Genomic DNA, 12,484 nt, shown 5'->3' with positions numbered 1-12,484 from the left:
AATCGGCCGCGACCACAGACCCTGCTTCCATCACCGAGGGGCCGCTGGAAGCGCCCCTAAATCCCGACAATGAGTAGGGGAATCGTGATCCATCGCACTTCGGGCGACGAATTTTGAAATGTATCGCAGAATGTGTAAAGTATTTACCTGTTGCCCCCTTAGCTCAGTGGTAGAGCGCGTTCTTGGTAAGAACGAGGTCGCCGGATCGATTCCGGCAGGGGGCTCCAGTCAAGAGGATGGTTCGTATTCACGAACCATCCTCTTTTGCATTTCCCCACGGACCTGCAGTCCCGCAATTTCCCAACCGTGTTCGCCCCACCGATGCCGCGGACGGCACTGCCCCGCTTCCAGGTCGCCGCACCGGGCCCCTGCATGCCCTGCAGCATCCCGACCAATCATCCGCATTGCCGTTGCTCCGGCACCCCGTCAAAAGCCCTGCAAAGACCCGTGGAAGGCCTTTCAGGAGTGGGCAGCTGGCAGGATCCACGCCTTCCGCGGCTGGCGGTTCACGCGCGTGGCAGGACACAGCCCGCCGGTGCTCGGTTCGCTGGGATCCGGCGGCTCCGGTTAAAAGCGAAGGCCGGTTCCGCACCCCCGACAGAGGTGTGGAACCGGCCTACTTGCAGCCTCAGTGAGTATTAGTACTCGCGGCGACCACCACGGGCGGCACTGTCATTGAAACGGCCCTTGCTGCGTCCGCCGAAGCGCTTCTCGCCACCGCGACGCTCGTCGCGGCCGCCGTCACGGAAACCACCATTGCGCTTGCGGTCCTTGAAGCTGCCGCGGTCCGAACGGAAACCACCACGACGGTCGTCATCGCGGTCGCGACGGCCACGCGGGCCCCGATCCAGTTCCAGGTTGATCGGCTCGCCGCCGATGCGGGTCTTGGACAGGGCACGCCACTGGTCCTTGGACAGTTCGGCCGGCAGCTCAACCAGGGTGTGGTCCGCGCGGATGTCAATGCCACCAATCTGCGAGGAGTTGAATCCACCCTCGTTGGCCAGGGCACCGACAATGGACCCGGGCTGCACGCGGTTGCGGCGTCCCACTGCCAGGCGGTACATGGCGTTGCCCTCGGCAGCACCCTTGCGCTGCGGACGCTGCCCCGACTCACGGCCTTCCCGGTTCATGCGGGCCTGCTTGGACGGCGGGATCACCGGTTCCTCCATCAGCAGCGGGCGTCCACCCTGGGCCATCAGCGCCAGCGCGGCGGCGATTTCCAGGTGATCCAGCTCTTCATGCTCGGTGGCGAACTTCTCCACGATCTCGCGGAAGGCGCTCAGGTCCTGACCAACGATGGTCTGGTCGATCCGGTCGGTGAACTTCTGGATGCGGCGGTTGTTCACCGATTCCACGGTGGGCAGCTGCATCATGGACACCGGCTGGCGGGTGGCCTTCTCGATGGCGCGCAGCAGGTACTTCTCGCGTGGGGTCATGAACAGGATCGCGTCCCCCGAGCGGCCGGCACGGCCGGTGCGGCCAATGCGGTGCACGTAGGACTCGGTGTCATGCGGGATGTCGTAGTTGATCACGTGGCTGATGCGCTCCACGTCCAGGCCGCGGGCGGCCACGTCGGTGGCCACCAGGATGTCAATCTTGCCCGCGCGCAGGTTCTCCACGGTGCGCTCACGCTGCTGCTGCGGGATGTCACCGTTGATGGCGGCGGCGGTGAAGCCGCGGGCCTTGAGCTTGTCGGCCAGGTCCTCGGTGGCCATCTTGGTGCGCACGAAGGTGATAACTCCGTCGAAGTCCTCGGATTCCAGGATCCGGGTCATCGCGTCCAGCTTGTGCGCCCCCATCACCTGCAGGTAGCGCTGGGTGATGTTGGTGCCGGTGCTCTGCTTGGACTTGACCGACACTTCCTCGGGGTTGCGCAGGTACTCGGAGGCGATCCGGCGGATGGCACGCGGCATGGTGGCGGAGAACAGGGCCACCTGCTTGTCTTCCGGGGTGGCTTCCAGGATCTTGTCGACCTCTTCTGCGAAGCCCATGCGCAGCATTTCGTCGGCCTCGTCCAGCACCATGTACTGCAGGTTCGACAGGTCCAGCGAACCCTTGTTGATGTGGTCGATGACGCGGCCCGGGGTGCCGACCACGACCTGGGCGCCACGGCGCAGGCCAGCCAGCTGCGGGCCGTAGGGGGCACCGCCGTACACGGGCAGCACGGTGAAGTCATCCAGGTGCTTGGCGTAGGAGGTGAAGGCCTCGGCAACCTGCAGGGCCAGTTCACGGGTCGGTGCCAGCACCAGGATCTGCGGGGTGCGGGACGGCCCGTTCAGGTCAGCGACCTCGGCCATGCGCGAAAGCGCGGGCAGCGCGAACGCGGCGGTCTTGCCGGTGCCGGTCTGGGCCAGGCCCACGACATCGCGGCCCTCAAGCAGCAGCGGGATGGTGGCGGCCTGAATCGGAGAGGGCTTTTCGTAGCCCAGGTCGACCACGGAAGCCAGCACGCGGGCGTCCAGGCCCAGCTCGCTGAACAGCACGGTCGGCTCGTCGCTGCCGTTTTCGTTGGTGGAGTTCTCGGTGGAATTGACGGACATGTCAGTAGACACGAACAGATACCTCATTCGTTAGGGGAAGGCCTACGCGTCCCCAAAAAACGACGAATAGGCTACACAGTCAAAAACAACTCACGCTCATCAAGCGTTCCCCTATGACATAAATATCCGCACACACTTTGCGGATTCACAACACGAGAAAGGCTCCGGCCTCAAAAATTGGGCAAGATGCGAGGGATGCCCGATGTTCGCGAACAATCCATTCTATCGGCATCGGCCGCGCAAAGACAGGGTCGAGGTGGTGTGAGATCAGGCACCGCGCCCCCTGCACTAAGCTGGCTGGTGTGAAAAGCAACGGTTCCAAGCCTGCGTCCGCCGCGGCGCAGATGCCTTCCGCCCTGCGCATTGCCCGGCTGTGCTGGGTGTTGGCCGCCGCGCTGTTCCTGGGTTTTGCCGCGAGCCTGTTCGTCACCGCCGCGCGCTCGACCGAACCGTCCACCGGTCCTTGGCTGCTGGCCAGCATCCTGGGCGCCGCCGGGGTGCTGGTGCTGTGGTTGGCCCTGCGGCTGTGGCGTTCGGACCGGGTGGCCCGCACCCAGCTGACCTGGCTGGGGCTGATTGCCGCGCTGCCGATGCTGCTGCGCTTTGGACGCTATTCCCTGCTCGCGGCAATGGTGCTGCTGGCGGTGGCCCTAATGTGGACCCCGGCCGGGATCAGGTACTTCCGCGCCCTCTCCCGCCGAACATGACGGCGCTAAGCATCCGCCCGTCATTCCCCGCTTAAACCGCCCGTCCCCGCACAGCCTGACGCTGCGCGGGGACGGGTGTGTCATTCGGGCGCTGCCCGCCGTGGCCGGTTACAGCTTGGCGAAGGCCTGCTCCAGGTCGTTGATCAAGTCCTCGGCGTCCTCGATGCCCACCGACAGGCGGACCAGATTCTCCGGGACCTCCAGCTCGGTGCCCTTCACCGAGGCGTGGGTCATCTCCGAGGGGTAGTTCATCAGCGACTCGATCCCGCCCAGGGATTCGGCCAGCTGGAACAGCCGGGTGCTCTCGGCCACCGTGCGGGCGGCCTGAGCGCCCCCGGCGAACTGCACCGAGACCATGCCACCGAAGTCGCGCATCTGCTTCTTGGCAATGTCATGTCCCGGATGGTCCTCGAAGCCCGGGTAGAGCACGCGCTCGACTTCCCTGCGTCCGCGCAGCCAGGCCGCAACCTGGGCGGCGTTCTCCGAGTGCGCGCGCATGCGCACGCCCAGGGTCTTCAACCCGCGGGTGGTCAGGTAGGCGTCCAGCGGTCCGGAGACCGCGCCCACGGCGAACTGGATGAACCCGATCTTCTCGGCCAGTTCATCGTCGTTGACGATCACCGCACCGCCAACCACATCCGAGTGCCCACCGATGTACTTGGTGGTCGAGTGCACCACGATGTCCGCGCCCAGCGCCAACGGCTGCTGCAGGAATGGGCTGGCGAAGGTGTTGTCCACCACCAGCAGTGCGCCGTGGGCGTGGGTGACCTCGGCGACCGCCTGAATGTCCACGATCTTCATCATCGGGTTCGATGGGGTTTCCAGCCACACCATCTTGGCCTGGTGCTGGTCGATGGCGGCCGCCAGGGCCTGGGGGTCGCTCATGTCCAGGGCGGTGTTGGACACGCCCCAGGGGCCCAGCACCCGGTCGATCAGCCGGTAGGAGCCGCCGTACGCGTCGTTGCCCAGCACAATGTGGTCCCCCGGGCGCAGCAGCGCACGAATCAGAGAATCCTCGCCGGCCAGCCCGGAGCTGAACGAAAACGCGTGCCGGCCTCCCTCGGCGGCGGCCAGCTGCTCCTGCAGGGCGTCGCGGGTGGGGTTGGTGCCGCGCCCGTAGTCGTAGCCGCCGCGCAGCTTGCCGATGGCTTCGGGGGCGTAGGTGGTGGAGAAGTGGATCGGCGGGACCACTGCACCGGTGCGCGGCTCAAACTCTTGGCCGGCGTGGACAAAGCGGGTGTTGAAACCCTGGGCATTCTGGCTCATCGATACCATCCTTTGCGTCGGGAAGTTTAGTTGATCAGGTGGTCAAGCAGTTCGTCATGGGTCAGCGGACACAACACCTCGCCGTCGCGGGTGACCAGCACCGCGCGATGCTGCTGCAGCAGCGCCTGGGCATGCTCCAGGCTCTGCCCGGCGCCCAGCAGGGGCAGAGCTTCGGTCTGCAGGTCGCCTACCGGGGTGCGTGCCGGGGTTCCGGCCAACAGGGCTTCGGCCACCAGTTCGGCACTCAGCACCCCGCGCACCTCGCCAATGCGGGCCGGCAGGGTGCCTGTGGCGACCACCAGGGCCGAGGCGGGGCTGGCCTTCAGCGCGGCCGCGGCCTGGGCCAGCGTGGTCTGCGGGGACAACACCTGCAGACCGGTGGGGTCAATGTCCTTGATTACCTGCTCCACCAGGGCGGGTTCGCCCGATTCGGAGCTGAATCCCTGGGCCTGCATCCAGGTGTCGTTGAAAATCTTGGCCAGGTAGCCGCGTCCGCCATCCGGGGCGATCACCACGACCACGTCGTCCTCGCCCAAGTCCTGGGCCACGCGCAGCGCCGCGGCCACGGCCATCCCGGAGGAGCCGCCCAGCAGCAGGCCTTCCTCACGGGCCAGGCGCCGGGTCATCTCGAAGGCCTGGGCGTCGGTGACCGCCTCGACGCGGTCGGGCACCTGCGGGTCGTAGTTGCCCGGCCACATGTCCTCCCCCACGCCTTCCACGAAGTAGGGCCGTCCGGTGCCGCCGGAGTAGACCGATCCGTCGGGGTCCGCGGCGATGACCTGTACCGGCCCGCTGGCCCGGTCGGCGGAAACCTGTTTCAGGTAGCGTCCGGTGCCGGTGATGGTTCCACCGGTGCCGGCACCGATCACCACGTGGGTGAGCTTGCCGTCGGTGTCATTCCAGATTTCCGGTCCAGTGGTCTCAAAGTGGCTCTCCGGGGCGCCGGGGTTGCAAAACTGGTCGGGCTTGTAGGCGCCGTCAATTTCGCGCACCAGCCGGTCCGAGACCCCGTAATAGGAATCGGGCGAATCGGGGGCGACCGCGGTGGCGGTCACCACGACCTCGGCACCGTAGGCACGCAACACGTCCCGTTTTTCCTCGCCCACCTTGTCCGGTGTGACGAAAATGGTGTCATAGCCCTTCAGCTGCCCCACCATCGCCAGCCCCACACCGGTGTTGCCGCTGGTCGGCTCCACAATGGTGCCTCCGGGATGCAGGGCCCCGCTCTGCTCGGCACGCTCCACCATCTTCAGGGCGATGCGGTCCTTGATGGACCCGCCGGGGTTAAGATATTCGAGCTTGACCAATACAGTGGCCTTGATGCCGTCAGTCACCCGGTTGAGTTTGACCAGGGGCGTGTTTCCGATCAGATCCAAGACTGTGGACGCATACTTCATGTCAAGCACTTTACCGCCGCAGGTCATCTAAGTCGCCGCGCTGCGTAGCTTTGCGTCATTGAATTGACAGGCATCCTCCACCCGGGGGACGCAAGGGGTGAGCATTGCAGAATTCAGGGAGGGAACCGAAAGCTTGTCGCAGCAACCATTACCGAAAGTGGCGCAGCAGCACTGGCTGAGCCCCGAGCCGGTTGACCTGCGCTCCACCCTGTCCATCCTGCGCCGGGGCATTGGGGATCCAACGATCCGCTTGGAGCAATCCCAGGCCTGGCTGGTGTTCGCCACCATCGACGGGGATGCGACGCTGCGCATTGAGCTGGAGGCCGACCGGCGTTCGGCGAGCTTCAGCGCCTGGGGCCCGGGCGCGCAATGGGCGCTCGCCCAAGGGCCGGCGCTGCTGGGGGCCGAGGATGATTGGAGCGGGTTTGACGGGACGGCGTTCGCCGTATCGCTACCCGACGTGGTGCGCCGCAGCCGCAGCGAACACCCGGCGGTGCGCCTGCCGCGCACCGGAAGGATTTTTGATCATGCCGCCGGCGCAATCCTGGAACAGCGGGTAACCGGGATCGAGGCGAACTACGCCTGGCGGTGGCTGATCAGGCACTATGGGCGCCCGGCCCCCGGGCCCGCACCGTCGGGGATGCGGCTGTTTCCGCTGCCCGAGGCCGTGGCCGGGATCCCGCGCTGGCATTGGCAGCAGGCACGGGTGGAACACAGCCGTGCCGCCACGATGATCCGCCTGGCCCACGTGGCCCGGCGCCTGGAGCGCTGGGCGGCACTGGGACTGAATGACTCGATGCCGGGCACCACCGGGTCCGGCACGCTGGAGGCGGCGCTGCTCTCCATCAGCGGGATCGGGCCCTGGACGGTGGCCGAGACCCTGCAGCGCTCGCACGGCTCACCGGACCACATTTCGGTTGGCGACTACCACCTGGCGGATTTCGTGGGCCAGGTGCTGGTCGGCCACAGGGTGGATGACCAGCGGATGCTGCAGCTGCTCGAACCGTACACCGGACACCGGCAACGAGTTGTCCGGTTACTGCAGCTCTCCGGGCAGCGCAAACAGGGCTTTGGGCCACGCTACGCGCCGTTGGATCACCGCAACCGCTAGCAGCAGCTAGTTGGTTTCTTCCTGCTGGGCGGCTTCCTCGGCGATCTGGGCGTGCACCTCGGACATGTCGATGCCCTTCACCGCGGTCACCAGGTCCTCAAGCTGGGCACCGTTCAGGGCGCCGGGCTGGGAGAAGACCAGAACCTTTTCGCGGAAGGCCATCAAGGTCGGAATCGAGGAAATGTTTGCGGCCCGGGCCAGTCCCTGCTCGGCTTCGGTGTCCACCTTGGCGAACACCACTTCCGGGAACTTCTCGGAAATCTGTTCATACACCGGGCCGAACTGCTTACACGGTCCGCACCACTCTGCCCAGAAATCCACCAGGACGATGTCATTGCCTTCGATCAGCTGCGCGAACTCTGTTTCAGTTACATCTACTGTTGCCATGGTTCAACGGTAACCGACTTCGGGCGTTGGCGCTTAGTTTGGCGGGGAAAACAGCCCGCCTCCCCTGCCCGGAAACCAAAAAATCCTCCAGATCTTGTGGATCTGGAGGATCATTTGTGGCAGATACTGGATTCGAACCAGTGAAGGCATAGCCAGCTGATTTACAGTCAGCCCCCTTTGGCCGCTCGGGTAATCTGCCCGGCTGTTCTGGTGGGAACGAGAAATAACTCTACCGGAACTTTTTGCAGATGAAAAATCGAAAGCCGCCCATTTGCTGTAATGCTCATCACCTCCGGTAAACGCCTGAGCAAACCGGTAGGCTATGAGTCAGATTTGAGCCAAACACTCACCAGTCCAACAAACCACAAGGAGAAGATTCGTGGCCAGCGATTCATCATTTGATGTTGTCAGCAAGGTGGACAGCCAGGAAGTGTCCAACGCACTGAACCAGGCAAGCAAGGAAATCTCCCAGCGCTACGACTTCAAGGGCGTCGGCGCGGAAATCGACTTCAGCGGCGAAAAGATCCTGATGAAGGCGAACTCCGAGGAGCGGGTCAAGGCAGTGCTGGACGTGTTCCAGTCCAAGCTGGTCAAGCGCAACATCTCGCTGAAGTCCCTGGATGCCGGGGAGCCTTTCGCCTCGGGCAAGGAATACCGGATCGAGGCCAGCATCAAGGAGGGCATCGCCCAGGATGTGGCGAAGAAGATCAACAAGCTGATCCGTGACGAAGCACCCAAGGGCGTGAAGTCCATCATCCAGGGCGATGAGCTGCGCGTGTCCTCCAAGTCCCGCGATGACCTGCAGGCCACCATGGCACTGCTGCGCGACTTCGAGGATGTTGACCTGCAGTTCGTCAACCTGCGCTAGCCCCGCGTGCCGGCGGCAGCATGAAAGCCGGTGTCCCATGACGTTTAACGCGCCATGGGACACCGGCTTTTGCGTGTGCTGCCTAAAAATTAGTTGCCGCGGGCCATGGCCTCCAGGCGTGCCACGCGCTCATCCATTGACGGGTGGGTGGAGAACATGCGCTTGAGCCGGGAGCCGAACGGGTTGGCGATCATCAGGTGGGAGCTGTTGACGACCTTCTGGTCTTCCTGCGCCAGCGGGGCCTGGTCGATGCCCTGCTCCAGCCGGCGCAGCGCACTGGCCAGCGCCAGTGGGTCGTTGGTCAGTCGGGCGCCATCTTCGTCAGCATCGAATTCTCGGGTGCGCGAGACGGCCATCTGGATCACCGAGGCGGCCAGCGGCGCCAGCAGCGACAGGGCCAGGATGGCCAAGGGGTTCACGTTGCGGTTCTCGTTGTTCCCGCCCCCGGCGCCGAAGAACATCAGGAACTGGGCGATCGAGGTGATCACCCCGGCGATTGCCGCCGCCACCGAGGAGGTGAGGATGTCCCGGTTGTACACGTGCATCAGCTCGTGCCCCAGCACACCGCGCAGCTCGCGTTCGTTCAGGATGCGCAGGATCCCCTCGGTGCAGCACACCGCCGCGTTTTCCGGGTTGCGTCCGGTGGCGAAAGCGTTGGGTGACTGGGTGGGTGAGACGTACAGCCGCGGCATGGGCTGCTGGGCCGCCATGGACAGCTCGCGCACAATCCGGTACATCTCCGGCTGCTCCTGTTCACTGACCGGGTAGGCGTGCATGGAACGCAGCGCGATCTTGTCACTGTTCCAGTAGCCGTAGGCGGTGGTGCCCAGGCCAATGAGCGCGAAAATCCAGATGAAGGAGCTGTTCCGGGTTCCTGAGGCGATCAGGGAGCCCAGGGCCAGCAGCAGGGCAAACATACCGCCGAGCAGCAGGGCGGTTTTCAGGCCATTGTTATGTTGATGCACGGTGGGTTATCGCTCCCGTATCGTACTGAGCCGAACTTCTTGGCAGTGTGCGTGGTCAAAAGGTGTGGGCAAAATGTGTGGGCCAGGACCTCCGCCTTGGAGGACCGTGCCCCTGATCTTGCTCATCATCCTTTAGTTTATGCAACGATTGCCCCGCCCCATAGGTTCCATCTCGAGCCTATCGTCCAGCTCACAGCGTGCTGCGCGAGTCACGGCCGGTCTCGGCCGCCCACCGAGCTAGGGTTCGGGGTGGCGGGAATCGTAGCGCAGGAAGCCGCGGCGCCAGCGCACCAGCAGCACGGCCACCAGCACACAGCACAACCCCCCAAGCACCAGGGTCAGCCCCTCACCCAGGAAGCCCGCGGCGCCTCCGGAGAGCATCTCCCCGACCCGCGGCCCACCGGCGACCACCACGATGAACACTCCCTGCAGCCGGCCCCGCATCTGATCCGGGGCCGCGACCTGCAAGATGGTGGTGCGGAAGACCGAGGAAATGGAATCCGCGATCCCGGCCAGCAGCATGAAGAACATCGCCGGAAGCAGCCACCCGCTGGCCGCCTCGGGCCCGGAGGGCTGCCCGGCGGCCAGCACCACGATCACGCCCAGCCCGCTGATCGCCACACCCCAGATGCACACGCTGATGAACACGGCCACACCCTGGCGGTTGATCCGGCTGTAGGTGCCGGAGAACAGCCCGGCCAGCAGGGCACCACAGGCCGCGGAGGCCAGGAGGATGCCCACCGTGGTCTCTCCCCCGCCGATCATCACCGCGCCGATGGCCGGCAGCAGCGCCCTGGGCGCCGCCAGGATCATGGCCGCCATGTCGATCAGGAAGGTCATGCTGATGTTCGGCTGGGTCTTCAGGTAGCGCAGCCCGTCGATGACCGAGGAAAGACCCCGTCTGACGACCTGCTCGGCCGCCGGCAGGGCCGGCAGGCGGAAGACCGACCACACGGCCGCGGTGAACGTGATGGCGTCAAGGGAATACGTCCACTGGTACCCGAACTGGGCCACCAGCAGCCCGCCCAGCAGCGGGCCGACCATCTGCGCCACCCCGAAGGTGACCATGTTCAGCGAATTCGCCGCTGGCAGCAGGTCGCGGCGGACAATGGAGGGAATGATGGCCCCACGGGTGGGCTGGTTGATGCCCGCGGCCGCCGAATGCAGGGCCATCAACCCGTAGAGGACCCACACGTTGCCCACCTGCAGCCACGCCTGCAGCGCCAGCGCGCCGGTGATGACCCACAACGCCAGGGCCGAGTACAGCGCCACCTTGCGCCGGTCGTGCGTGTCGGCGATGGCCCCGCCGTAGAGCCCGGTGATGATCAGCGGCACCAGGGTGAACGCGCCCAGCAAGCCAACATGGAAGCTGGACTGGGTCAGCGCATAGACTTCCAGGCTGACCGCGATCAGGGTCATTTGGGTTCCCACGGCGGAGAGCGAGTTGCCGATCCACAACCGGCGGTAGGCCGGGCTTTGCCGCAGCGGGGCGACATCCATCAAGAAACTGGGCACCCCAAGATCCTACGCATCCTTGCCCCCTCACCGGCTCCCGGGATGGTGGCCCGCCGTCATGTGACGAGATCACCGGTTGACAGATCCCAAGCACCTGCGTGCAATGGTGGGTATGGATTACGCCAAGCTGCTGCACGATAACGACCTGAAGGCCACCGGTGCACGTTTGGCGTTGCTTAGGCAGCTGGCCACCGAACCGCACCAGAGCGCCGAGGCCCTGGCCCGCGCCCTGTCCGAGGGTCAGGTCGCACTCAGCTCGCAGGCGGTCTACAACGCGGTCAACGACCTGACCGATCACGGGATCCTGCGCCGGTTCACGGTGCCCGGCACGGCGGCCCGTTATGAGATTGACCCGCACGACAACCACCACCATGCCGTGTGCGTTACGTGCGGGCGGGTGGAGAATGTTCCCTGCGCCCACGGCTCCGCCCCCTGCTTCCACCCCGGTGGGGCCACCAGCTTCAGCATCGACATCGCCGACGTGCTGTTCTACGGGCAGTGCAAGGAAGGCTGTGCGCTGGGCGATCAAGTGGTGGCAGGTTAGGCGCCATCCGGTCCACGGGCGGATGAACCACGGTTTGTGTATGGCGCATGACCGAACCGATGACGAAACCGGGGCGGTGGAGCAGTAACCTTTAATGGCGCCCGTTGCCCCTTGGCAGCTTCCAATGTGGCGTCGCACCCCTTTTCCGGTCCACCACAGATTGGCAACCACAGACTATGACTGACACCGCTGGTGCCTCCCCGCGCTCCCCACGCAGCATTGGCATTTTGCAAGGCACCAGCGCATACCTGGTCTGGGGACTGCTGCCGCTGTACTTCCTGTTGCTGCCCGAGATCTCCGCGTTTGAATTCGTGGCGCTGCGGGTGGTGTTTTCCCTGGTCTTCTGTTTCCTGCTGCTGGCGGTGACCCGGCAGCTGCGGGACCTGGGGACCTTGCTGCGCGACCGGAAGACCACGGCCCGCCTGGTCCTTGCCAGCGTGCTCATCGCGGTGAACTGGACGCTTTACGCCTTCGCGGTGCTTTCCGGGCACGTGCTGGAGGCCTCGCTGGGCTACTTCATCAACCCCTTGGTCGCCATCGCGCTGGGCGTCTTTGTCCTGAAGGAACGCCTCTCGACCCTGCAGTGGGTGGCCATCGGGTTCGCCGTGGCGGCAGTGGTGGTGCTCACCGCCGGCCTGGGCCGGGTCCCGTGGATCTCCCTGGGCCTGGCCTTCTCCTTCGGACTTTACGGGCTGGTCAAGAACCAGGTGGGCAAGAAGGGCACGGCCCTGGCCACGCTCAGTGTGGAAACCATCGCCCTGACCCCGGTGGCGCTGGTCTTCATTGGGGTGCTGACCTATCAAGGCACCTCCGCGCTGTTCGCCGACGGCGTCCCCGGGTTCTGGCTGCTGGCCACCAGCGGGATCATTACCGCGGTGCCGCTGATCCTGTTCGGCGGTGCGGCCCGCCGGCTGCCGCTGAGCACCCTGGGTTCCCTGCAGTTCCTGGCTCCCATCGGCCAGTTCATCCTGGGCCTGCTGGTGTTCCATGAGGTCATGCCCGTGGAGCGCTGGGTGGGCTTCATCCTGGTGTGGATTGCGGTGATCCTGATCGTGGTTGACATGTTCCGTGCCCCGCGCACCGGTTCCCTGCCCGAGCCCAAGACCGTGAGCTGAGCGCGCCGGCCCGTGCTGCGTTCCCCGCCTCTGGCCGGGCAGGGGGCTTGCCCTGCCCGTGGTGTTCGC

11 protein-coding genes and 2 tRNA genes are annotated in these 12,484 nt (G+C 65.3%); 6 read left to right on the top strand and 7 right to left on the bottom strand.

The window, feature by feature from the left end:
- Window positions 1-152 precede the first annotated feature (152 nt).
- A tRNA-Thr gene (locus tag FDN03_RS11275) sits at window positions 153-227 on the top strand.
- A 411-nt stretch (window positions 228-638) separates the two neighbouring features.
- Here the strand turns inward: FDN03_RS11275 and FDN03_RS11270 are convergent.
- The gene (locus FDN03_RS11270; protein WP_171021240.1) at window positions 639-2,540 is read right to left on the bottom strand and encodes a DEAD/DEAH box helicase; all 1,902 of its coding nucleotides are present in this window, start codon (window positions 2,538-2,540) and stop codon (window positions 639-641) included.
- A 302-nt stretch (window positions 2,541-2,842) separates the two neighbouring features.
- On the opposite strand from FDN03_RS11270, the gene FDN03_RS11265 reads away from it, so the two are divergent.
- Window positions 2,843-3,247, top strand: coding sequence for a hypothetical protein (locus FDN03_RS11265; RefSeq protein WP_138177081.1), 405 nt, complete (start codon window positions 2,843-2,845; stop codon window positions 3,245-3,247).
- A 108-nt stretch (window positions 3,248-3,355) separates the two neighbouring features.
- Here FDN03_RS11265 and FDN03_RS11260 read toward each other — a convergent pair whose 3' ends face one another.
- Together FDN03_RS11260 and FDN03_RS11255 are read right to left on the bottom strand one after the other, a co-directional pair.
- Complete coding sequence (locus tag FDN03_RS11260; protein WP_138177076.1) at window positions 3,356-4,513, bottom strand: cystathionine gamma-synthase; 1,158 nt, start codon at window positions 4,511-4,513, stop codon at window positions 3,356-3,358.
- 26 nt (window positions 4,514-4,539) lie between these two features.
- A complete protein-coding gene (locus tag FDN03_RS11255; protein WP_138177073.1) occupies window positions 4,540-5,910 on the bottom strand; it encodes a pyridoxal-phosphate dependent enzyme in 1,371 nt (456 codons plus the stop codon).
- Between the two features lie 157 nt (window positions 5,911-6,067).
- On the opposite strand from FDN03_RS11255, the gene FDN03_RS11250 reads away from it, so the two are divergent.
- Window positions 6,068-7,021: a hypothetical protein gene (locus FDN03_RS11250; protein WP_171021226.1), complete on the top strand. Its 954-nt coding sequence runs from the start codon at window positions 6,068-6,070 to the stop codon at window positions 7,019-7,021.
- A 6-nt stretch (window positions 7,022-7,027) separates the two neighbouring features.
- On the opposite strand, the gene FDN03_RS11245 is transcribed toward FDN03_RS11250, so the two are convergent.
- A complete protein-coding gene (locus tag FDN03_RS11245) occupies window positions 7,028-7,408 on the bottom strand; it encodes a thioredoxin family protein (RefSeq protein ID WP_138177068.1) in 381 nt (126 codons plus the stop codon).
- A gap of 117 nt (window positions 7,409-7,525) precedes the next feature.
- Window positions 7,526-7,607, bottom strand: a tRNA-Tyr gene (locus FDN03_RS11240).
- Window positions 7,608-7,787: 180 nt separating this feature from the next.
- On the opposite strand from FDN03_RS11240, the gene FDN03_RS11235 reads away from it, so the two are divergent.
- Window positions 7,788-8,276 carry a YajQ family cyclic di-GMP-binding protein gene (locus tag FDN03_RS11235; RefSeq protein ID WP_054821547.1) on the top strand — a complete coding sequence of 163 codons (489 nt, stop codon included), beginning with the start codon at window positions 7,788-7,790 and terminating at the stop codon, window positions 8,274-8,276.
- An 89-nt stretch (window positions 8,277-8,365) separates the two neighbouring features.
- On the opposite strand, the gene htpX is transcribed toward FDN03_RS11235, so the two are convergent.
- Window positions 8,366-9,241: a zinc metalloprotease HtpX gene (gene htpX, locus FDN03_RS11230; RefSeq protein ID WP_054821548.1), complete on the bottom strand. Its 876-nt coding sequence runs from the start codon at window positions 9,239-9,241 to the stop codon at window positions 8,366-8,368.
- Between the two features lie 237 nt (window positions 9,242-9,478).
- Window positions 9,479-10,741 carry an MFS transporter gene (locus FDN03_RS11225; RefSeq protein ID WP_138177589.1) on the bottom strand — a complete coding sequence of 421 codons (1,263 nt, stop codon included), beginning with the start codon at window positions 10,739-10,741 and terminating at the stop codon, window positions 9,479-9,481.
- A gap of 127 nt (window positions 10,742-10,868) precedes the next feature.
- On the opposite strand from FDN03_RS11225, the gene FDN03_RS11220 reads away from it, so the two are divergent.
- The gene (locus tag FDN03_RS11220) at window positions 10,869-11,300 is read left to right on the top strand and encodes a Fur family transcriptional regulator (RefSeq protein ID WP_054821600.1); all 432 of its coding nucleotides are present in this window, start codon (window positions 10,869-10,871) and stop codon (window positions 11,298-11,300) included.
- A gap of 176 nt (window positions 11,301-11,476) precedes the next feature.
- Complete coding sequence (rarD, locus tag FDN03_RS11215) at window positions 11,477-12,415, top strand: EamA family transporter RarD (RefSeq protein ID WP_138177062.1); 939 nt, start codon at window positions 11,477-11,479, stop codon at window positions 12,413-12,415.
- Window positions 12,416-12,484 lie beyond the last annotated feature (69 nt).

Source organism: Glutamicibacter sp. V16R2B1 (assembly GCF_005774635.1).
GTDB classification, from domain to species: Bacteria; Actinomycetota; Actinomycetes; order Actinomycetales; family Micrococcaceae; genus Glutamicibacter; species Glutamicibacter creatinolyticus.
This window is presented reverse-complemented; position numbering and strand designations above follow the sequence as displayed.